Source organism: Paenibacillus sp. FSL K6-1558, assembly GCF_038002565.1.
Lineage (GTDB): Bacteria > Bacillota > Bacilli > Paenibacillales > Paenibacillaceae > Paenibacillus > Paenibacillus polysaccharolyticus.
Genome location: NZ_JBBOCV010000001.1, coordinates 2,156,527 through 2,179,660 on the forward strand (window position 1 = coordinate 2,156,527; position 23,134 = coordinate 2,179,660).

20 protein-coding genes are annotated in these 23,134 nt (G+C 46.1%); 4 read left to right on the forward strand and 16 right to left on the reverse strand.

The annotated features are described in order from the left end of the window. Positions 1–370: 370 nt before the first annotated feature. From MHI38_RS09245 to MHI38_RS09255, 3 genes are all read right to left on the reverse strand, one after another. Positions 371–1,285, reverse strand: a complete 915-nt coding sequence (locus MHI38_RS09245) for an IS3 family transposase (protein WP_341181917.1) — start codon at positions 1,283–1,285, stop codon at positions 371–373. Continuing rightward, a complete protein-coding gene (locus tag MHI38_RS09250) occupies positions 1,282–1,611 on the reverse strand; it encodes a transposase (RefSeq protein ID WP_308723560.1) in 330 nt (109 codons plus the stop codon). Before MHI38_RS09250 ends, MHI38_RS09245 begins: the two co-directional genes overlap by 4 nt. Before the next feature lie 475 nt (positions 1,612–2,086). Continuing rightward, a complete protein-coding gene (locus tag MHI38_RS09255) occupies positions 2,087–3,370 on the reverse strand; it encodes an XRE family transcriptional regulator (RefSeq protein ID WP_154887611.1) in 1,284 nt (427 codons plus the stop codon). Between the two features lie 246 nt (positions 3,371–3,616). Here MHI38_RS09255 and fabV point away from each other — a divergent pair, with 246 nt between their 5' ends. Beyond that, the gene (gene fabV, locus MHI38_RS09260) at positions 3,617–4,813 is read left to right on the forward strand and encodes an enoyl-ACP reductase FabV (protein WP_090915423.1); all 1,197 of its coding nucleotides are present in this window, start codon (positions 3,617–3,619) and stop codon (positions 4,811–4,813) included. Positions 4,814–4,862: 49 nt separating this feature from the next. Here the strand turns inward: fabV and MHI38_RS09265 are convergent, their stop codons facing one another. Beyond that, positions 4,863–5,144 carry a hypothetical protein gene (locus MHI38_RS09265; protein WP_154887609.1) on the reverse strand — a complete coding sequence of 94 codons (282 nt, stop codon included), beginning with the start codon at positions 5,142–5,144 and terminating at the stop codon, positions 4,863–4,865. Between the two features lie 447 nt (positions 5,145–5,591). Here MHI38_RS09265 and MHI38_RS09270 point away from each other — a divergent pair, with 447 nt between their 5' ends. Further along, entirely contained in the window at positions 5,592–7,238 is a 1,647-nt protein-coding gene (locus MHI38_RS09270; RefSeq protein ID WP_186809598.1) for a sigma-70 family RNA polymerase sigma factor, read from the forward strand. A 125-nt stretch (positions 7,239–7,363) separates the two neighbouring features. On the opposite strand, the gene MHI38_RS09275 is transcribed toward MHI38_RS09270, so the two are convergent. Next, positions 7,364–7,954: a restriction endonuclease gene (locus tag MHI38_RS09275; RefSeq protein WP_154887605.1), complete on the reverse strand. Its 591-nt coding sequence runs from the start codon at positions 7,952–7,954 to the stop codon at positions 7,364–7,366. 239 nt (positions 7,955–8,193) lie between these two features. Here MHI38_RS09275 and MHI38_RS09280 point away from each other — a divergent pair, with 239 nt between their 5' ends. After that, positions 8,194–9,477: a PQQ-binding-like beta-propeller repeat protein gene (locus MHI38_RS09280; protein WP_154957974.1), complete on the forward strand. Its 1,284-nt coding sequence runs from the start codon at positions 8,194–8,196 to the stop codon at positions 9,475–9,477. A 77-nt stretch (positions 9,478–9,554) separates the two neighbouring features. On the opposite strand, the gene msrA is transcribed toward MHI38_RS09280, so the two are convergent. The 6 genes from msrA to MHI38_RS09310 all read right to left on the reverse strand — a co-directional run bounded on the left by msrA (position 9,555) and on the right by MHI38_RS09310 (position 15,650). Then, positions 9,555–10,070, reverse strand: a complete 516-nt coding sequence (gene msrA, locus MHI38_RS09285) for a peptide-methionine (S)-S-oxide reductase MsrA (RefSeq protein ID WP_154887601.1) — start codon at positions 10,068–10,070, stop codon at positions 9,555–9,557. A gap of 224 nt (positions 10,071–10,294) precedes the next feature. Further along, on the reverse strand, positions 10,295–10,552 hold the full coding sequence (locus MHI38_RS09290) for a GlsB/YeaQ/YmgE family stress response membrane protein (RefSeq protein WP_090915436.1): 258 nt from the start codon (positions 10,550–10,552) through the stop codon (positions 10,295–10,297). 363 nt (positions 10,553–10,915) lie between these two features. After that, a complete protein-coding gene (locus MHI38_RS09295; RefSeq protein ID WP_373323332.1) occupies positions 10,916–12,229 on the reverse strand; it encodes an AAA family ATPase in 1,314 nt (437 codons plus the stop codon). Then, the gene (locus MHI38_RS09300; RefSeq protein WP_253499936.1) at positions 12,229–13,680 is read right to left on the reverse strand and encodes an RtcB family protein; all 1,452 of its coding nucleotides are present in this window, start codon (positions 13,678–13,680) and stop codon (positions 12,229–12,231) included. The genes MHI38_RS09295 and MHI38_RS09300 overlap by 1 nt, the downstream gene beginning before the upstream one ends. A 560-nt stretch (positions 13,681–14,240) precedes the next feature. Continuing rightward, complete coding sequence (locus tag MHI38_RS09305; protein WP_154958091.1) at positions 14,241–15,059, reverse strand: TerC family protein; 819 nt, start codon at positions 15,057–15,059, stop codon at positions 14,241–14,243. A gap of 276 nt (positions 15,060–15,335) precedes the next feature. After that, entirely contained in the window at positions 15,336–15,650 is a 315-nt protein-coding gene (locus MHI38_RS09310; protein WP_154888556.1) for a DUF3817 domain-containing protein, read from the reverse strand. Positions 15,651–15,859: 209 nt separating this feature from the next. Here MHI38_RS09310 and MHI38_RS09315 point away from each other — a divergent pair, with 209 nt between their 5' ends. After that, a complete protein-coding gene (locus MHI38_RS09315) occupies positions 15,860–16,963 on the forward strand; it encodes a glycosyltransferase (protein WP_154887599.1) in 1,104 nt (367 codons plus the stop codon). Positions 16,964–16,977: 14 nt separating this feature from the next. Here MHI38_RS09315 and MHI38_RS09320 read toward each other — a convergent pair whose 3' ends face one another. The 5 genes from MHI38_RS09320 to pulA form a co-directional block, all read right to left on the reverse strand. Continuing rightward, complete coding sequence (locus MHI38_RS09320; protein ID WP_154887597.1) at positions 16,978–17,340, reverse strand: HIRAN domain-containing protein; 363 nt, start codon at positions 17,338–17,340, stop codon at positions 16,978–16,980. A gap of 38 nt (positions 17,341–17,378) precedes the next feature. Beyond that, the gene (locus tag MHI38_RS09325) at positions 17,379–18,350 is read right to left on the reverse strand and encodes a helix-turn-helix transcriptional regulator (protein ID WP_154887595.1); all 972 of its coding nucleotides are present in this window, start codon (positions 18,348–18,350) and stop codon (positions 17,379–17,381) included. 289 nt (positions 18,351–18,639) lie between these two features. Then, entirely contained in the window at positions 18,640–19,185 is a 546-nt protein-coding gene (locus MHI38_RS09330; RefSeq protein WP_341181208.1) for a hypothetical protein, read from the reverse strand. A gap of 119 nt (positions 19,186–19,304) precedes the next feature. Next, positions 19,305–19,937, reverse strand: coding sequence for a 50S ribosomal protein L25 (locus tag MHI38_RS09335; protein WP_154887590.1), 633 nt, complete (start codon positions 19,935–19,937; stop codon positions 19,305–19,307). A gap of 289 nt (positions 19,938–20,226) precedes the next feature. After that, positions 20,227–23,103, reverse strand: a complete 2,877-nt coding sequence (gene pulA / locus MHI38_RS09340; protein WP_154888554.1) for a type I pullulanase — start codon at positions 23,101–23,103, stop codon at positions 20,227–20,229. Positions 23,104–23,134: the final 31 nt, after the last annotated feature.

A 23,134-nucleotide genomic window follows, 5' to 3' on the forward strand; every position in this document is an offset into this window, starting at 1 on the left:
TTAGACGAATGCACACTCGGCACCTTAGCTCTATTAAAGATGCTTATCTAGCAAACATTCAGCAATAAAGACAAACTTACAGCATACATCTACCATCTACCGCACAAAATTCACACACATATATCTTCAACATTTAAAATATTCTACTGAAAAGTTGAAGCTTTGCAACCCATTTATTTATTCTAACGATCTCAGATAAGCTTATTTGAGCAAAATAGGCCTTTCTGAAATTGTAACGATCACCAGAGAGCTTATTTCACTGAAAAACAAAGAAAAAGTCCAATTTGGCACTGATTTTCCTAAAATAAGCTCCACTGCGGTTCAACCCCTTAATATTGGACACTAGCTAGCTTTTTCTCAGATTGACGCATCATAATGCAATGGATTTGGGCTCTATGGTTCCTTCGTTGACCAGGCGCAGGTAATCTGTCGGCGACCAGTCGTGTAGACTGCCGTGAATACGGTCTTTGTTGTAATAACGGATATAACGGTCTACCTCGGAAAAGGCTTCTTCGTAGCTTTCGAAACAATGTCGCTGGTAACACTCACGTTCCAGAACACTATGAAACGATTCAATAAAAGCATTTTTATTCGGTGTTCGAACGGGTGTCCGCTCATGCTCTAAACCTGCTTCTTCACAGAAGTTATAAAACGCTTTGCTTATAAACTGAGGGCCGTTATCGGTACGAATCACGAGCTTTGGCTCGGTCTTAGGGATACGTCGCGTTACCATAGCCTGCCGGAGCGTATGCAGGATGCTCTGCGTGTCGCAGGCTTTACCGCGATGGTGAGCGACGATTCGACGATCAAAAACATCAATAATACTTGCGAGGAAAAAGTGCCGGCGTTTCCCCGCAACATAACCGTACTTGATATCCATCTGCCACAATTGGTTAGGCCCATCTACCGTTCGGTTATTAGCTACTTTTCTCGGTACGGTATGGATTTGTTCGCGCTGAGGGAGAAGGATACTGAGAGACTTACAGAGCCGATATACTTTCTTTTTGTTAATTACCAGATTGTACTTTCGGCGTAACAACACGGTTAGTTTTCGGTAGCCAAACGCTGCATTTGGCCCTTGAATCAAACGACGAAGAAACCCGACAATCCGAGTGTCCGAAATACGATTCCCTTGCTGGTTGTAAGAGTATCCAGGGATTTTTCGTCCGCTACTTATGGGTTGCTGGCGTTCAGGGTGTTTCAAGTGATAATAATATGTTGAGCGAGGAACATCGCAGATCCGGAGCACCGTACGGACAGGATATCCTCGCTCAATCCAACCTATCGCGGTTTGTAGTCGGGATACTTTTTTTTAACGAGATCCTTAAGAATCTGGTTTTCTAATTCTTTTGCGCCAAGAAGTTTCAAAGCTTCATTGTATTTCTCCTGTAATTCTTGATAGTTGGCTACATCTTGCTGTATTTGTTGTGTTTCTTTTTGTTTTTTAGCCACCAGTTCCCCCACCTCATCTTCGTATTGACGAACCCAAGTCGTCAGCGTTTTAGGAGACATGCCGTACTTTCGTGCCACGACCTCTGTCCGGAGGCCAGAAAGCACCTCTACGACATACTCCTTTTTCGCCTCAACTGGGCATCTAAATCGTCTTTTCATGAACACTCTCCTCATTTCATTTAGTGTATCTGAGGTAGCTTTGAGTGTCCAATTGGATTAGGGGGCTTTAAAGACTGTGATCGTTAGGATACCAAATGCCTGAAATTCGCAGAAATAGCGTCGCTGGTGATCGTTAGAAAATAAACCTCCTTGTATTGTCCTATCCTGGCTTGTCTTAATCTACTCTACTCTTAATTCACCTTTTGCTTGTCCTGTCTCATTGCCTTACCTTACCCTGCTACAATCTATATCCCTTTACATTACTGCATCTAGCCAAGCGGTCCGATCCTTACGATACACAATACGTTCCAGACCTACTCTATCTGTTCTATCTTATCCTTCTACTTCCTAATTTCCCTTAACCGATCACCTTATGCCTGCACTGCTTTCCCTTCCTCCAAACTTCAATCGATTTACCTTACTTACCTTACCTTACCTTACCTTACCTGCCCCAACCGGCCTTAAAACTTAACCTTTACTTCGTTCTCCGTAGCAAATACACCAGCTTGCGATAATAACCTGCCGCCTCTTTGTACCGCCGCTGATCCTCACTCACCACAGCCAATCCTTCATATAGGGATTCCAGGCGTAGCGGTTGCTGCACAGACTCAAAATACGACAGACAAGCCAGGGCTTGAGTTATAAAGGTGTCCTGTTCTCCGTGTGCGAGCGCCAGCTGACTTTGATAAAAAATCGCGTTCATTCGCTGATCCTCTGTGACAACACAACTTAACAGTTGATCCACACTTTGCGCCAGCATGCCCCAGCTTTTCCGAGCGGAGGCAACCTCACAGCGATAGACCAAAAGCAACGGCTTCATCGCCTGTTGCGTCTCATTCGTTTCTCCCTGAAGCAAGCTTTCGAAACGCTCAATCTCAGCCTGTGCCTGATCTAACTCCCCTGACATCGTCAACATGACGATTCGATTGTTCGCAATGGCCGTCACCAAGTCTCCCTGATTTCCGGCGTAAACCAGATTCGCCTCAGCCATCGACAATGCGGACAAAGCTTCCTGCAACAATCCCATCGTAAAGCAATACCCGCTGTATGCCACATACAGACCAGACAAACGATGAAACAACCGCTGGTCATACACATGTTTCATCGTCTGCTCAAATGTGCGCTTCGCATCCTCATACTGCCGGGTATGAATGTATGCCTCTATCTGGATATTTTGGATCGACAGCCATAGCTCGCTTCCTGGCTCCGTCAAGGCGCTCAGTCTTGTCACATGAGTGAGCACGTCCACATACGCCTGCTTGGATCGGTAATATTGGATTTTGTAAAATAGCAAAGCTTTCGTAAGCGGCTCAGGTAGCTGCACGTCATCCGGGCGGCCATACTTCTCCAAATAAAAATTCAGATACGAGGTATGTATATATTCATGCGCGGCGGCGTCATTTAACTGCTGGTAATACACTGCCTTCATCAAAGCAGTCGTCAGTTCTACCGTAAGTGAATCATCCCGATCCTCCAGTGCATGTACCGTTTCCTCCGGGATCGCCGAGGCTGGAACCGACATTTGTACAAAGATCGCTTCTGCTCGTGCCAATGTCTGTTCATCCTGCACTGCTGTCCGCAAAAGATAGGAGGAGCTTACACCCAAGCGCTCAGCAATACTCTCGGCCAAATCCTCAGGCAGTGGATAACGCTCTGCCAGGATGTTTGCAAAATGCGCCTGCGTAACCAGACCTTCTACGAGGTCCTTACGTGAGATTTGTTTTCGTTTGCTCAAAAACTCGATCCGTTCTTTCAGCATAACAGGTCTATCCTTTCATTATGACAGTCTACTCTTTCTCTATAGCGAGTCTATCATCTCATCATCCCAAAATGAAAGCCGAATTGCCACCCCCGTACTATCCTTCCAGTAAAATTGACGAAACGGTTTCCGTTTCGAACGTAATTGTTTTACAATAGGGAGGATGTATACGTACAATGTACGAAAAAAGCATGATGAATCGATCCAATGTTACACATGAATTGAACACGAAAGGGTGCCACAACAATGATTATTAAACCAAGAACACGTGGTTTTATTTGTACAACTTCTCATCCTGTCGGCTGTGCGGCACAAGTGCAGGAGCAGATTAATTATGTAAAATCCAAGCCAGAGATTCAAGGCCCCCGCAATGTGCTCGTCATCGGCGCGTCCACAGGTTACGGACTGGCTTCGCGCATCGTCTCCGCTTTTGGAGCAGGCGCTAATACAATTGGTATTTACCGTCCCTCCAGCTCTACGGATAAACGAACAGCTTCTGCTGGATGGTATAACTCTGCGGCATTTGAGAAAGCTGCGGATGCCGCAGGTCTTAAATCCTACAGCATCACCGGCGATGCTTTTGCCAATGAAACCCGTGATAAAGCTGTTGAACTGATTCGCAGCGAATTGGGTCAAGTGGATCTGGTCGTATACAGCGTTGCTTCGGCACGCCGTACCGATCCAAATACAGGCGAAGTGTCCAACTCCGTGCTGAAGCCGATCGGACAAGCGTACACCAACAAAACCGTCAATTTCCATACAGGTGAGATCACTTCAGTGACTCTCGAAACAGCGACAGAAGAAGAGATTCGTCAGACGGTTAACGTTATGGGCGGAGAAGACTGGGAACTGTGGATGGATGCACTGAAGCAAGGCGGCGTACTCGCAGACAATGCAACAACGATTGCCTTCTCTTACATCGGCCCTGAGCTGACACAAGCCATTTATCGTGAAGGCTCCATCGGTCAAGCGAAAGATCATCTGGAAGCAACGGCGCGCAAAATGCATGAGCAACTGAGCGCAAAAGGCGGACGTGCCTACGTTACCGTAGCCAAAGCACTGGTTACACAGTCCAGCTCGGCTATTCCAGTTGTGCCACTATATATTTCCGCATTGTATAAAGTGATGAAGGAAAAAGGACTGCATGAAGGATGCATCGAACAGTTGCAACGGCTGTTTGCGGATCGTCTGTACGCTGGCGGTGAAGTGCCAACAGATGAGCAAGGACGCATTCGGATCGATGATTGGGAGATGAGAGCGGACGTACAGGAAGAAGTGGCGAAGATCTGGAACGATCTTACGAGCGAGAATATCTACGACCTGTCCGATCTTGAAGGTTACCGCCGCGAGTTCTTCCAGCTGTTTGGTTTCGAAACCGATGGTGTCGATTATGAGGCCGATGTGGATCCAAACGTGGAAGTACTTCATCTCGTTCAGTCATAAGTTTAATGTATATTGCATCCAAGGAGGAGATTCCATGCTTCTCCTTTTTTTATTTCCATACGTCTCCGCACGTCTCCTTACATCCACGCACACATTCATCACCTTTTCCTGACCTACTCGGCTCGAAGATAAAATAAAAAGAAGCACCACCATCCTGGATGATTTGCTTCTTGTGTTTGACCTTTTGCAATTTTTCGTGCTTGGTTGGTGTCAAGCGAACATGTTGCGATAATGCGCCATAATCTCCATTCACTCTGCGGCTTTGCTCTGGGGTCCATTGTCCGGACCGTTCTGCTTTGCGTAGTGCCTTTTGTGTCTGTGTACGTGCCATAATGATGAACACACTCCTTCAGTTGAACTACGTTCAATATATCATGTGTAACGTTGCAAGTGAAGGTGCAACCAGCCCAAACTCATATATATCCGTATACAATCGAGACCACTCCTCGTTAACTAAGGAACGAAGGAGTATTCCAAGTACTCAAAGAAAAACTTGGGCTTCTGCTCCTAGTTTGTAACCTCCCATAGTTGAACGGAAAAGAACTATCTTTATATACTAAAATTGAGGCCTTTACATCTAAGTAATCTTAAACTTGTTTAACAAAAAGTCATAACGTCTCTTTAACCATTGAAGTGACCTACTTATGATGTTTGTAAATACATATGTATGAGTAATCCAGTAGGACGTCCAATTTTATAAAAAAATAATCCCAACCTTTATTTCTCCTGGCACACTATATAATTGTCAGGAATTACAGATGCAAATATGGAGGAAAAAATGGATTCAATCAGTAATAACGGAAAAGAAGCCGCGGAAGCGATTCGGAGCTATGTCAAACCGATTTTCGGTTATGCGTTAAACCGGGTCAAGCACCGGGCCGAGGCGGAGGATCTGGCTCAGGAGATTATGCTGCAGTTGTTGAAATCCTTCTCTGGGGTGCGAGACATTAGAAGCCTTGACGCTTACGTCTGGACGGTTGCTCGATACACTTGGGTGAATTGGTTGAAAAAGCGCGAGCACGCTCCCCAAGTGATTGAAATCAACGGTATGTCTGAATTGTCTGCCGCCCCTTCCCGGGAGCCGCTTGACCGGCTACTGGCAACCGAAGCTTCACGGGAGCTGCGCCGAGAAGTCGCGTTTCTGTCCGACATCCATCGCCGGATCGTGGTCATGCACTACTACGATGAGTTTAAAATCGGCGATATCGCGATTGCTCTGAACATTCCTGAAGGCACGGTGAAGTGGCATTTGAGCGAGGCTAAAAAGAAGTTACGGAAAGGGATGAAACGTATGCGTACAACAGGAACTTTAAGTGTCAATCCGGTCAGCATGGGGGAAATGGGCCATTCGGGTTCGGCCGGCAGACTGGGCGAAACCAACGATTTTCTTGGACGCGCCTTGGCGCAAAATATCGTTTATGCGGCTTATCACAAGGCGCGCAACGTACATCAAATCGCGGAGGAACTGGGAATGCCGCCGTCTTTGTTGGAAGGCGAAGTCCGGCACCTAACTGATTACAATTTTCTCATCCAAACCTCTCCCGGCAAATACCAAAGCAATACCATCGTCTGGGACCTCTTCGAGTTGGCCGTAGCTGGTCATGCATTTTGGCAAGATTGCGCTGCCGAAGTAGCCGATGTTCATTTTGACGCGTTAATGGAAGTTCGCCATCAAGTCGAGGATAGCGGAGTGTACGTTCCGGATGGCGACTATAACTTCCTGCTCTGGACCTTGCTGCCCAAAAACATCGAGGAGCAATCCTGGCGGAGCATGCCAGCGGGCGAAAACTTCGATGCGGTCGCACCAATTCGAAAAGACGGTGGTCAATATATTGCCTATGCGGCGTTAGATCGAAGCCACTATGCCGATCCGGGTTTTGATATGGGTAGTTACGTCACCTTCGGTCCGTCGCTCCGCTACGTCGAAGACACTCCTTTATACTTATGGCAATTCAATACTTACTGGAGCGACCGCGAGACGGATTGGCGTTTCCTGGAATACCGGAATGTCGAGATTTGTCATGCGTTCCAACAAGGGGAACTGCCCGACAACGAAGAGAACGCCGAGCAGTATTCGTTCCTGCTGGAGAAAGGATACATCCGCAAGACGAAGGAGGGGTACAAGTTCAATGCGGTTTGGTTTGACTCTCCGCAAACGTTGGATCGGTTGAACAAGGCAATGCCGGATTTGTCCGCTCTGTATGCGCCTGCTGTCGGCAAGCTCTATGACAAAATGCTCAACCTGTTCCTGCAAAATCAGCCGAAACATTTGGAGCCGCAGCTTGCTTACATGGTGAGAGGCAACACCGGCGGAGGCCGGCTGGTCGCTTATATTTTGAAGCATTTGATCGATAACGGGAAGCTGAAACCGCCGTTGCCGCACCAGCAGAAGACGATTTCAACCTGGATGGGACCAGTCAAGTAAGTCGCTTCGGAATTGTATACGAAGAACGTATGAAAATGATTGAAAACTACCCATGATGCATGTGCGTCATGGGTAGTTTTCAATCGCAATTATATATGCCGGATTTCTCCTTTACCTTACTGACATCAAGATCGCTTGCGCCGAGACTGCCACGTCTCAATGGGTTCGTGGTCATGCTCTTCGATCAGTTCCATCGCTTCGTCCAGCCTGCGCGACTTAAACAGGGCAATCAGCTCGATCAAGTCCTCGCGATCCAGCAGTTTTACCTCATTCACCGCAGCCAGCGTGCGGCAAGCCTCCGTGTACCGGGCAGAAGTCAGTACAATGGATCGATCCGCCTCATAATAACGAATGGAGGTATAAATCTCTTGCACCGCGCTAAGACCAACAGGATGATTGGCACCGTAGCGTTTGGCCTGTACCACCGTGCGTCTGCCCAGTCTATCCACAAACACGAGGTCTGCACCGAAATCCCGGCTGCTCGTCGTTTTGTGAACCTCTTCATAACCGAGGCGCTCGAACAGATTGAAGAGATATAATTCAAACTCTGATCCATCCTCCATTTTATCGATATCCTTTATCGTGATTTTCTGGGGATTCGCCTCACTTCGTATGCGTTGCCCACGATAAATGATCCGCCGAGTCATCCAGGTTAACAGCAACAACAGGACAATGCCTGCGATAACCCATAAGATGATGTTTTCACTCCAATTCATGCCGCTTCTCCTCGTCATCGTTACTTCGTATTTCTCTTGTCACAGCCCTAAATATATCAAACTTTAAAGGTCTTCTAAAGAAGATGAATTCCCTGTAACTGTTTCACCTCTTTTAACATTGCATTATCACATCCGTGGTGTAAAAAGGTTACAGCGTGTTCGGTTGAATTACACTAGAAATCAATGGTAGAATTCTACAATCGGTGTTATTTTACCGAAGACGAAAGGTGGTTTATCACTTGCATACTACTTATACGAATCGCAAACGCAAATCCACAACTTGGGCCGTTCTTTTGCTCAGTGGCATGCTGCTCTTGAACATGAATACAACTACAGGATACGCGGCGGCGTCCACAGAATCCTTGTCTAAACCGGCATGGACCTCCTCCTCCCTCATGTTAAATGAGGCTAATACGGAGAAAGACGTCATGATCAGGAACATTTACGCTGTACCTGCTAAAAATCTGGTATATGTACACACTTCTCAGCCCGTAACCAAAACCAGTAGCAAAACAACGCTGGACTGGCAGCTCGATTCGCTTCAGGCACTGGATGCCAAAACAGGACAGCTCAAGTGGAGCACTATTTTCCATGAGAAAAGTGGCCCTTATACAACCTACTCCAATTCTGTATATGCAAGCAACGGTACGGCCTACGTATATATGGAGTATTCGGATAAAAGCAAGAAATTATATTCGTTTAATACGTCCGGCAAGACCAACTGGGTGAAAACCGTGAATTCGTCAGCTAACATCTCGCTCATGGATAACGATAATCTACTGGTCGCTACAAGTCAGGGCGTACAATCCAATGGCTCTGTGCGTTCTACCCTTTCTCTTTATGACCAAAAAGGTAAGCTGTTGACCGAAAAAACAATTGCAGGCACTGTACTCAAAGCAGCTCAGGGCAGGATTGTTGTCGATGCTAGCAAACAGGTCAAGTCGGGAAACTTCTGGCAACCGGTTGCCAATCCGAAAGTTGAAATCTATGACACCTCATTAAACCGTCTGTCCTTCTATCAATTCCCGGCTGATGCCAATACACAAGGAGATGGCGGCGGTGAAGCTCTGGCGATTCTGGATGATGGTTCCGTCCTGATGCGTGCCAACTTCGAAACCACCGGCAATCGCTTGATGGGATTTGGTTCGGATGGCAAGCTTGCATGGGGGCGTGCAATCGCCGGAGATGCGTATATTCAAACAGCGGGTAATGGGTACACCGTGCTCACTGGCTCAAAGCTTGAGTTATACACGATGAAAGGCAAAGTGACGGAGCGTATGTTCAAGGATGCTCAGCCTGTGCTCATGCATGTGGACCGAACACAAGACGGGCAATACCAGCTTGATTTTGCTAAAACAGGATATATTCTGAACCCACAGACATTGGAAGACGTGCATGTGTACACCGTTAGCACTGCTGTTCCTTCATTAGAAAGTATCTCCACTTATATGAATGATGTGATCTATTCGATGAAGGGTGAAGCTCTTTCTAAGTATGCACTCAAGTCGTCGTCGGCTAAATAATGAATGTTGCTCTTACCTGACATAGCTTTAGTCAAGAAAAAGCCGGAACAGCTCCTCGCGGTGCTCTCCGGCTTCTCTTATTTCCAATTCTCGTTAATGAATTCGTCCCTACCGGACAGTGCCCGGTCTTCCTTGTAATGCTTCTCGTTTTTCTTGTGATAGTCCTGATGGTAATCCTCTGCCGGGTAAAAAGTAACAGCATCCCGAATCTCGGTCACGATGGGCTGATTGAACCGCCCACTGGCCGCGAGTTCCTGTTTGGATTGCTCGGCAAGCTGCCGCTGGCGTTCATTGTGTACAAAGATGGCGGTACGATACTGCGATCCTCGATCCTGAAACTGTCCTCCATCATCCGTGGGGTCAATCTGAGGCCAGTATAATTCTAATAAGCGCTCGTAAGGGAATACATCTGGATCAAATGTAATCTCCACGACTTCCACGTGCCCTGTTTCCCCAGTCTTCACCTGCTCATAGGTCGGATTTTCGACATGGCCACCTGTATAACCTGATACGATACCGTGGATGCCTGGTTGTTCCTCAAACGGGGTAACCATACACCAGAAACATCCGCCAGCAAACGTTGCTTTTTCCATTCCATTCAACTCCTCTGGTTCAAAACAATATCATGAAAGCATTAGCTCAGACACGCATTCATATTCCTACATTGTAAAACAACAAGAGGTTGATGGAAAGCCACCGCAATGGCTCTTCATCAACCTCTTCATTCAGCTTCGCATGGAAGCATTCATATCGATATGGTTCATACAGCTTTCAGCTGCACCATAACTTCTTAATCAGGAACATCGCTCGCTCTAGTTTACCCGCGGCTGCGTCCCATCGAACGGAAGATCAAGCTGACAATCGCTACAAGCACAATCGCACCAATCAATGCCGGTACAATGTGGAATCCGCCCATCTCAGGACCCATGTCTCCAAGAATGACTCCACCTAACCATCCACCGATAAAACCAGCAACGATATTACCAATAATACCGCCTGGGATGTCACGACCAACAATCAGACCTGCGAGCCAACCAATGATACCACCGATAATTAATGACCATAACCAACCCATATCATTCACCTCTATTTTATAATTTTTGTTGCGTCTGACTACTATTAACCGCTCCGAAGGCATTTAAACAACTGGCATAAAAATTGTTGCATATTACCATTGTCCAAAATGCTTCTTTCTCTGCTAACAGGTGCTCTGCGAGGGCATGACAACAGGCCGTGTCAGTTTCCGGCATCTCATCAGCACATGGCTGCGATATGTACCTCCCGAGAGTCATTGTATGTTACCAAAGACAAGGTTAGTATACCCAGTAAAGGTGAATTTATATTTATGGCTCAGAACCATTTATACTCCAAACTTTATAGTCCATCAGAATGGTATCAGTCAACGTATTAGATCAGAAAACAAGACTCATATAACAGATCAATAAAATCCAGCCCGACCCTTGCCCGGTTGTGCAAGCCAATTATGTTTATGACTTTTGTCCAGTTCTCCCCGCATGGACTGAATGACCTGAACAATATCGGTTCGCCCGTTTTGATGCCACTCCAGCGCAACGCTGACATACAATTCGCCGAGTTGGGCAAGCGAGAACGTATCTGTCAAGCGGGCCGCTTCGATCGTCCCTTCTTCACCTGCAAACACGCTAAACCCACGCTGCCGCAAATATTGCAAGCGTAAAGCTTCATCAGGCAGTGGAATCTCATAGGCCCGGTCGAATCGTCCGGCACGGTTCATGAGACCTGGATCGATTTTTTCCGGATAGTTTGTCGTACCGATCAAGAAAATCCCTTCTTTCGACGTCGCACCATCCAGTGTATTCAGGAAAAAGGAACGAACTTCATCCGGCATCGAGTCGATATCTTCAATGATCAGCACCATCGGTGCCAGTCGTTTGGCTGCATCAAAAACTTCACGCACAGACTCGCTGTTGGTGTACTCCGTAATTTGCCAATAAGCTGCCGGTCCAGGAATACTGCCTGCTATCGATTTCACCAGCGTTGTTTTTCCGTTCCCTGGATGCCCATAGAGCAGAATACCGCGTTTGTAAGGGATGTCATAGTCCCGGTAAAAGGAACGATCCGCTTCAAAGAACTGATCCAGCGAGCGGAAAATATCCTGTTTGATCTGTGCGGAGAGAACTACATCTTCTCGGCTTACCGAACGAGTTATGGACTCTACATGACGGTCACTGCCATTGCGGGCATCCGTGTAAACCGTTACTTTTTTCATATTTTGCTGACGTTCGCGTTCCCTTACACTTCCCAGGAAATGCTTCATCTCTTCATCCCCTACAGCGAACACAAAGTCTTCACTATAGATCCCGTTCTCTCGGAAAAAAGGTACCCGTACCAAAGCTACGCCCCATTTGGGATAAGCAAATACGTTGTTGCGGATGGAATAATGCACACCGTATGTTGGCACATCTCCATCATCATCGTAATGCAACGTTTGGAGCTCCAGATCCTCAAAGATACGAGCAACAAGCTCGACCTCGTCACTTCCGTTCTGCAAGTCTTCCCGCAACAGTTCCCAATATTCGTTGTTTGGATCAGAACTTGAATACAACTTGTATTCAACGCCGTAACGCTTTAGAAGTGCCTCACCAATTCCCCGAATCAGTCTCGAATAGACCGCGTATCCTTCAACCCGGATACGTGTATCATGCTGTTCGTCGTAGGAATAGATGGCTTTTGTTTCGTTCATTGGATTCATCTGTTTATCGTTATCGTTCATCATTTCGCTCCCTTTACCGCAGCAAGCGGTTTACATTTGGCTACCACTTGAGCCAGTCCGGCGCCGGTAACACTATCTATAATTTCATCAACGTTTTTATACGCCTGAGGTGATTCATCAATAATGGATTCCAAGGATCGCTGGTTCACAACGATCTCGTCCGCCGTTCCTACGCCAAGAGCTGTAGCAAAATCTTCAACCGTCACCAAACGTTTCGTTGCGGTACGCGACCGTACACGGCCCGCACCATGACATATCGAATAATAGTTGTCTGAGCCTTCTGGCTGACCGACCATGATATACGAGGCCGTCCCCATCGAGCCAGGAATCAGAGCCGGATGGCCTGTAGCCATGTAAGGTTTTGGATTATCCTGGTGGCCTGCAGGCAATGCCCGTGTTGCCCCTTTCCTGTGTACAAACACCGAACCACGCTCTGCATGGGATTCCTCCCAAGCATAGTTATGCATCAGGTCGTACAGTGTACGAAATTCGCATTTTGACCCGAATACATCCCGGAATGCTTCCCGGATTGCATAAGCGATGAGATGGCGATTCACTACGGCATAATTCAATGCGGAATACATCATGTTGACGTAATGGCGGCCTTCCGCATGCTCCAGCGGGGCAAATACCAATCGGGGATCGGAAGTTCCAAGGCCCAGCCGCTGCATGACTTTGGCAATCGCTGTCGAACTTGTCTGGCTAACATATCCGCCCCAAGCGCGGGAACCAGAGTGAATCATAACAGCAATCTGTCCATCATAAAGCCCCCAAGCCTCAGCTACTTCGCGATTTTCCTCAGCAATCTCAATCGCCTGAATCTCGGCAAAATGGTTCCCGCCCCCCAGCGTCCCCAGTTGACGATGCGAACGGTGCCAGGTCATATCCGGAACAAGATTCAGTACATTCTCGTCATACGTAAACTTACTGCTCTCCACATGCGTCAGTGAAGTCGACTTTTTCGGTGTATAGCTATCCGGAATATATTTTTTCGGCAGTCCGTGTAGTCCTTTTTTCACAATATGCTCTAATCTTATATCGGAAAAATGGCCTCGCTGGCTGGCTTCCATCGGTAACACTTTTTCGATCGCTTTAACCAATTTGCGGCGCAGCTTTACATCTTTCAGATCATCCTTATGCAGATTGGTCAGATGAACTCGCATGCCACAGCCGATATCACTACCCACGATGGAAGGTGATACATATCCACTCTGTGCCTCCCATACCGCCGTCGTCCCAATACATGTTCCTACACCGACATGCACGTCCGGAGTATAACCCATATAAGAGATATCCGGAATCTGCAGATTATTGTTAGCCATCTCGAATACTTTGTAGTCCAGAGAAGAAAATAATTGCTGTGCCGCATATACGGTAAGTTCTCCCGCTGGTAATATCACTTGATGGCGATAACCCTCAGTCATGTTGCTAAAATTTCCAACATTGTTCATTTCGTTATTCATAAATGATTGTAATTCCTTCCTGATCCGTTCAGCAAATGTAGTTTGCCGCGTGTTGTTTTGTAAAAAATACATAAAAAAGCCATGGACTGATCGTCCATGGCTTCTACTACATGACAATAACGGATAACAGCACAAATGAGTTTGCACCTGTTATCCATCGCTGGATACCGCGAAGAACACACATTGCCTATAGCGCTACACGCTGTATTCTATAAACAATATGCCCGTTCTTTATGTCGACCGTATGAGGCCAAAAAGACGATGAGCCGGATATACAATTGTGTCGATGCTTCTGTGTCCTAGATTCAATTCATAACCTAACGTCATGTCTCTCGGCCTCCCTTCATCATTGATATGTATATATTAATAGCACATCTTTTCAAATGTCAACCCTTTTCTTGGAAATTAATGCATTCTTATATTCTAACGAATGATGAAAAAGAGGAGGTTGTCCGGGGACATCCTCCTCTTTTTCATCAGTTTATTAGGTTATTCACCGCTGTTTCTGTCATATTCATCAGGCAAACAACATTCTCATGATCATGACCTTAGAGTTTAGCCTGTTCTTGCAATTCTTCCACAGGATTCTCATCTTCCTTCTCAGGTACTTTGGATGAAAGGAACCATCCACATACCGCAATCGTGATCAGTACAACATAAAAACCGATTTTCCATATTTTATTTTCCGGGAAATGCTCATCCAGTACGCCTAAGGAAGGGTGCGCCAATGTAATTACGGACAGCTTAACCCCTACCCAACCTACGATTACAAAAGCAGCAACTTCTAGACCCGGACGCGAATGAAGCAATTTCACGAAAAACGATGCTGCAAAACGCATGATAACGAGCCCGATAAAACCGCCGAGGAAGATGACAATGAACTGTCCACCATCCAAGCCGCCAATTGGCGGCAATCCGCTTGGTGGCAACGCAACCGCCAAAGCAACAGCTGCTAAGATTGAATCTACTGCAAAAGCAATATCTGCGACTTCAACCTTAAATACAGTCATCCAGAATCCAGATTGTTTCTTTGGTTTTTTTGGTGTATCGTCAGCTGCCTCGTCTGTTTTATTTCGACCACTCAATATCTTTTTGACGATATGGTTTATCGAAATGTACAGAAGGTATAATGCCCCGATCGCTTGAACCTGCCACACATCCACAAGGAATGAGATAAGGAATAACGACCCGAGACGGAAAACAAAAGCCCCCATCAAACCATAAAACAATGCTTTTTTACGCTTTTCCTCAGGTAAATGTTTTACCATAATTGCGAGTACCAGGGCATTATCTGCTGCCAGTAATCCTTCAAGGACAACAAGGACTAAAAGTACCCACCCATATTCTAATAACAGTGCTGCATCCAACATTGACTCCTCCTTAATATGCTTATGATGTACAAAAAAAAGGATCTTTACCATCGCTGGTAAAGATCCTTTTATAACCACAAAAAGAGACCTTTACCGAGCATAAAAACTTGGTAAAGGTCTCGCTAACAACAAAATGCTGCCAATAAAGCCGGGGATGTGATCCCGAATTGACGACTTTACTGTAAAAGCTACTCCCCTTTAACAGGAATATGTAGTTTTAGTTGAAACCGGTGAATAACCTGTATACATCATATTTCATAACATAAAATAAAGTCAAGCTTTATTTTCAGTGTTAAGGGCCAATTTTCGAAAAACAAAAAAATCATAAATCATATTGCCCAGCGGTACAAACGAAATGAAGAATAACGCAATGGGACGGCGCAAACGCCACTTCTGAGTTGTGTATAAAGATACCATAAACAAGAGATGCATCAGAAACAAAAAACCATACAAGTTTCCGAACCAAGTCACCGCTTGAGGCATAACTCCTGCATCCCGAAGGGGAAACGCAACGAACAACAGTAAAATATATGAAATCCCCTGTAACCATAACATTAGCCGGAAACGACCCAGCATTGAACGTAACATCATCTTCCTCCTGCTTCTATGCAATACACGCTAGTTGAACCCTGTACATTATATCACAAAAGCAGTGTCGATTTGCATCCAGCCAGGCTGTATTATATTCCATGTCATTTGCATGATCCAATATACGTCTCACAGGAGCCAAATATCCACCTCTAACATACAATGCATGAAATGTGTCATGAACATGTCGGACAAGGAGGAGTGGATTCATGAAGATCGTTCTGGTTGCACCAGAGAAGTTACCACTGCCTGGCAATGGTTCCGTGGAAATCTGTATATTAGGTATCGCACACGAACTTGCGCGCCGTCATCAGGTAACCGTTGTAAGCCGTCAAATTAAAGGGCTGTCGGCACTTCAACAGATCGGACAGATAACGATTCAGCGAATCTTTGCATCCAGTATTGTAGATTATACCCGGTCAGTTATTCGTTTGCTTCGTACACTCGATGTTGATGTTATTCAAGTGGATAACAGACCTCACAGTATGGCTACCATTAAACAAGCCTTTCCGCGAACACCTGTTATCCTCTATCTCCACTCACTTACATTTGTTCAACCCGGACCTCGGAAACTGTCTAGTCTGAAAAAAGCGGATTGTATTGCCGTGAACAGCCAATCATTGAAGCGTAGACTCAGCCGCCGTTTCCCTCCTGTAACGAAACGGTTAAATGTCGTTCCGCTAGGTACTGATCTTGACCGTTTCCGACCCGTTGCCAGCAATGAAGAACGGCTTCACTTGCGAGAGAAGTTTGGAATTACTGAACGTTTCACAGTCCTGTATGCAGGCAGAGTCGTCCCTGGCAAAGGGGTCGATATTCTAATTCGTGCTATTGCTTTAGCACAAAAGCAAGTACCTGTCCAGCTGGTCATTGCAGGCAAGGGCCCTCCAAAGTATGTACGCTCATTACGTAAACTGACACAAAAACATAACGTTCATGCCGCCTTTTTAGGGCAGATGAATCATGAACAGATTGATCAGCTCTATCGAAGTGTAGACTGCCTGGTCTGTCCTTCACAGAACCACGAGGCCTTTGGCTTGGTGAATGTAGAAGCTATGGCCTCCGGCATTCCTGTCATCGCTTCGGATAATGGGGGTATAAGGGAGATTATCCATTCGGGAATGAACGGATACTTGATATCAGAGTATAAGCACCCTCAGCAGTTTGCTTCATCCTTGCGTCAATTGGCCACACGACCTGATCTTGTGCAATCCATGGGAAGAAGTGGCCGCGAAACAGCAAGTTCTCATTTCAGTTGGTCAAGAACCGCTCTCTACTTGGAGGCAGCTTACACAAGGCTCATCCGTTCATGAGCCTTTTTTCTTGATCAGGCTTTCTCACGGAACTGCCATTCCGTAATAATAGAGTCCATCTGAGATACAGGTACATGCATGATTTCGATCAGTTCAATAATCACCATATCCTTCATCATAAATCTTACTTTTGCACAAGTTTGTTGGTAGAAGGCATCGTAGAATCCCGCACCAGTCCAGCATCCATGAGGTACCATAGCAGCATGGTTTACGATATACCCCACCTCCCCTATTGGGGGGATAACCACTTTAATGGCTTGATGATCCAAGCGATTATCCGGGTCCTTTACAAGATACAGTGTATCCCCCACATGCAGAGCTTGTGCTCCATGATAGTTTTCCATGCCCATCAAAGCGGCAAAAATTTTGTTACTCATACGAATGCTCCTTTTTACAGATATTCCTTGGCTTATGGCTATAAAGCCTCTTCATCTTTATAGTGCTCCAACCATTCCAAAAGTTGTTTGCGAATCTCTCTCCGATACTCGCGAGGTTCAAGTACCTCAGCCTCAGCACCGAACTGATATAACCATTGCAAAAATTCACGACTGCTATTCAGTGTTACTTCGAATAACAAACCACCATCCATAAGATCTGTCATTCGTGGACGAACAAACATCTCTTCTTCTTTTATGTAAGGGGCCACCTTTTCGGAGAATCTTACCTTAAAATGAATATGCTCGTCCCCTCGGTCAACAGACCAAGTATTCTTCATATACTGAGTGATATTGAAGTCACCCATATCAAATGCAGCATTGGTTCGTGTTACATCCAGGAAGCGGCTAATGCGAAACAACCGAACTTTCTGCTGTAAATGACAGTACCCAATCAGATAGAAACGTTGATCACGCGGTACGAGATAATAAGGGTCTATTTGTCTAACCGTAATCTCGTTATTCGTGAGCGTATGATATTGCGCTTGAATCGTCCGTCCATCTAAAATCGCTTCGATAATGGGAATTAACAAGTTTGGATCCTTTCCTTCTTCTCGGTAAGCAGGTATCCCCATCCGAATAATTCCTGCAATATTTTCCACAATTTCACTGTTCCTTGTTTTTTGTTTAGTATGTGCCGATATAACCTTATCATATGCTGAGTCAAATTCAGCAGGTAATTTAGATGTATCGACTAAGGCCGGAAGCATACAGAATAGCATGGCTTCCTGTTCGGTAAAATCTAAAGGATACATGGCAAACTCACCGATAAATCGATAACCCTTTCCATATCCTTCGTTCATTATGGGAGCAACCCTGTCCAAAATCCGGAGATCGCGGTAGATTGTGCGCACCGTTGTACCACATTTCAGCGCCAATTCCTTTGCAGAGATTCCGGGATTAGCTTGTATAGCCTGAAGTATACGCAGCAGACGAATTAATTTCTCTGTCATGTAGTTTCTCCCCTTCGATATTTTATCGGCAAGGAAAACTAGTTCCTTTAGTTCATATATAAATCTTTAGTCCCAATTGATTTTTCGCAATTTCACCTTTTATTTATAGTCCAATTGCACTTTTCCCCTCTCTAAATATACCTTCTCTTACTTGCTTGCGTAAATTAATAACCCGAAATCTAATTTTCCTATGCCTGAAAGCCTATACAAATATCTAAAAAAAATACAAAAAAAGCCCTGATCTCCAAACGAGACAAGGCTTCAAAAAGTTCTATTTGTCATATTTTTATTAGTTTATTTCCCTCAACTTGTTCAGCACGTGAACCATGCAATCACATAACACTGGAATATCATGCATTTGATCCTCATTCACATGCCTTCCGAAATATATATTGGCAGAAACGTTAAATGATACCGGAGCTTCTCCAAAAAGGTAGTGGATATGCTGAACTATCCGCTGATCGGGCCAATTTTCCTGCATGATCGACTGGACGTTGTGACAACGTGGCTCCAGTTCTTTAGTTACCCACGCAAAGCGAAGCTCTAGTTCGCAGCCGGGATGGCTGCCTGGGGTCTCCAGAATCTCTGCGGCTATAGCCTGCAGCGAACTTCTCAGTACCACTTCGGCAGTAACAGCCGTATGATTTCTTAGGCAGAACCGCAAGGTGAATTCCCGGGACATGCTTGCCAATTCTAATTGATCCCTGCGATGGGTAATGTGAATGCTCTCATCCAGATTGTCCAGGTCATAGAGGTAATTCTCGAAAGCTACTTTTAAATTATCGTATATCGTGGGGTCAAACATAGGGCAGACCTGCTTTCTTTTCGATTTCATCTATCTTCACGTTGTACCACAAATACGCTCCTTAAATCCATATGAAAAAGCCCAGCCCACAAGAAGTGGACTGAGCTTGGACCTGATTTACGCAGAATTTTTGAAATTCCAGCGTTCGCCTATTCTTCTGCAGATTGACCTTCTTCTGCTTCTGGGGCCGCTTCATCAGCAGAAGCGGTTGGTTCCTCTTCAACAGCTTGCGGTGGCATAACCGAAGCCACGATAGAATCTGGTGATGTCACGAGCGTCAAACCTTTATCCAGTTTAATATCGCCTGCTGTCAAGCGGTCACCAATTTCCAGACCACTGACGTCGACTTCGATCGAAGTTGGCAGATCTGCTGGCAAACCTTCAACCTCCAGTTGCGTTTCTTGCGTCTGGAAGACACCGCCTGCTTTGGAACCAGCAGCAGTACCTTGGAAATCAATCGATACACTAACGCTAATCGGTTTATTTTTCGAAATTTGTAAAAAGTCAACGTGTAGCAGACGTCCATTACGCTCCTGCTGATCCTTGATCAGTACAGGAACGGTTTTTCCGCCCTCTACACTAAGGTTAAACATCTCTGAGCGGCCTGTACGAGCCATTTTCAGCATTTCTTTTTCATCCACATGTATGGCGGCACCTTCTTGTCCCGGTCCGTATACTACGGCAGGAACTCGTCCACCTTGTCTTAACAGGCGCAATGCTGCACCTTTCTTTTCAGTTCTTGGCGTTGCTGTAAGTTGAGCCATTTTTCCGTTGGATTTCATGGTTGAACATCCTCCTTCAAGGGATCCCTACTTTGGTTTTGTTGGCAAGCTCTACGGCTTCTCTCATAGACCAAAACGGTCTTTTTTCTGAGGCCATATGTTGGGCCATATCTATATTTACCCCAATGATCCGGCATCTAAAACATAAATCCGGAGTTTTTTATCCTTTTTTTGTAATTATATGTGTTTTGGAGCATAAGAAAACAGCCGGAATTCCTTCCGACTGTAAGATTAGTGCTTGGAGTGATGAAACGAATTACCTGTTCAAAACATTACAGAGAAGCACACATCATGCACTATTCAGATCATCCTTTTCAGGATTTTCTCGCACAATCTGCATTTCATCTGACCCACTTTGTACCATAATCTGCAGGTCACCATCCTCAGGCATGATATCCACATAGCGATCTCCACAAGTGTCCTTGGCCTCCCACTCATTCAGCCTGATGACAAAACCCAGATGATGCAGACCGGGAGCTACGCGGAACCGTGCTTTCGCAACATGGCCTGCCCGCTCCAAGCGAATGGCTCCATCCTCCATACCCGTTCCCCATACCCAAACATCCCAGCCGTCATAACAGCCATCAGCGCGTTCGTAACAGATGGTCACGGTTCGTGACAGGTATCTGTGAACCGTAACCGCATATGCCGCACGAACGGAGCCTATTTCTGCGATGATCATGGATTTCCCCGAAGTCAGCGCCCTCACGATTCCCGCTTGGCTTACAGCAGCTACATCCGAATGAGCAGAACTCCAGCGAATATGAGCATCTGTAAGTGGCTGCCCATATTGATCCAGCACCAACGCACGGAAACGACTAACTCGAGTTGTATATAGCACTGGTTCACCTATGATCTCGATTCGCTCAGCGTAGCGGATATCAACCTGAACGGTACAAGACGCTGTGATCGAACCGACGCTTGCCGTAATTGACACTACACCACGACTCAATGTACGAATAGTGCCATCTTTTTCTATACGAACCATGTCTGGATCAGAAGAGTTCCATACCACAGGTACATTTTCCAATACATTGCCGATATGATCCCTCACCGTTGCTCGTAGCTGAGAAGTTTCCTGCGGAGCAAATACCCTGCGCGGAAGAGCGATTTGCAGTGCAGCCGGTTCTGACTGGGGCGTGAGCTCCTTGTCGTACAGAACCATAAGCGACCAACGTTCCATCTGAACCTCCCCCGTAACCGTCTCGATCACGTCGGTTCCAGCGGTATGATGATTCACAACAACCTTCCACTCACCCTCATCCAGGTGTATGGTCTGAGATTCCTCCGAGCCGTTATAGATAATCATAATCCGATGCCATGAATCTTCGTTCGCTCCATGTTCAAGCATATAGGCAACAACGTTTCCATCCATCCGAATGAAGCGGAGATGTCTGCGAATCTGTTCTGCCTCAATCATACGGAACGCCGGATGGGTGCGCCGCAAGTGGATCAGCCCACGATAATAGTCAAATACAGGCCTGAATCGGGCTTTATTGGCCCAAGTGATCGTATTTACCGCATCACCGCTTCGATAACTGTTATGATCTCCAGCCTTGGATCTTAACATCTCATCACCGGCATGTAGAAACGGTATTCCCTGTGAAGTAAGCAGGATGCCAGATGCAAGAATGGAACGGCGAACCATTTCATTATGCAATACATCTGCTTCATCGACATATCGATACGGATCTGCAGCCTTAACAGCCGACTCGGCACTGCCTCCCTCTACAGGCTGTCCGTCTTTCCATACAGGAAAGCCCAGATCATGTCTAAGATGGAGCGAGGTAGCCATTTTATCCCAGAGATTCAGGTTATCATGGGCGGTCACATAATTAACGGTTTCGGCGGGGGATGAGGTGAAGTCATCCAGTGCTCCCGCAACACCTTTGCTTATTTCATATTCCAAGCCGCCGGCACCTGTGATGAATCCTCTACTGCTACCGTCACTGTCTCCTTTAATCGCACCGCGAAAATGATCATTGAATACAGCAAATCCTTTGCCTCTCTGTGTTCCCTTGAGGGTTTGACGAGCCAGCGGAGAGTCGCCTCCCATCCACGGCTCTCCATAGATCAGAAAGGTAGGGTCTATCTTTTCTTTTAACTGACGGGTAAGCTCACTCATCGTGTCCAGATCAATCAGTGCCATCAGATCAAACCGGAATCCGTCAATATGATATTCTTCTGCCCAATAGCGTAAGGAATCCAGAATATATTTTCGTACCATAGGACGCTCTGTTGCCAGTTCATTCCCTACACCTGAACCGTTGCTGAGTGTACCATCTTCATAATAACGATAGAAGTAACCTGGCACGATTCGCTCAAAAGGGCCTTTTTCCACACTGTACGTATGGTTGTACACGACATCAAGCACAACACGGATCCCTTGCTGGTGCAAGGACTGAATCATCGCTTTGAACTCCCGAATACGAACAGCAGGATCTCGGGGATTCGTCGAATAGGAACCCTCAGGTACATTATAGTGTTGCGGATCATAGCCCCAGTTATAGGGTACTTTGGCCGTTGGATCGGTGTTCGCTACTGCGAGTTCATTTACCGTCTGGTAATCGGCCACAGGCAGCAGATGTACATGGGTAATACCCAGTTCAACCAAATGATCGACGCCAATTCGGTTGCCTGTCTCATCGGTAAGCCCGGTAGCCGTAAAAGCCATATACTTTCCTTTGTACGGAAGTTCGGCCTGAGGATCGGAAGAGAAGTCTCTTACGTGCAGTTCATAGATGATCGCATCAACCGGGCTTACAAAGGCGGGCTTTACATCTTGATCCCATCCCTCTGGATGAGTCATATTCAGATCAATGATCGCCGTCCGTTGCCCATTGGCTGTAACTGCTCTGGCGTAAGGGTCCGCTACTATTTCTACCCGTTGATCATGATGAACGATGCGATACATATAAAAGTGTCCTGCCCAGTCGCCCGAAAGAGTCCGTTGCCAGATCCCGTCCGGGTCACGTGTCATCTCAAATGCCTGACCATCCTCATGATGGGACACTTCGCCAAGATCGTTATACTCTCCCTCATATTCGAAAACTAATATATTAACCAGCTGTGCTGTAGGCGCCCATACTTTGAACGTACTCGCAGCACTGGTATAAGTTAAGCCAAGATCGTTGCCTTCATAACAAAAAGAAGTCCATTCCGGCATCGTTCTCACCGCCTTTATATCCTTTAATTTC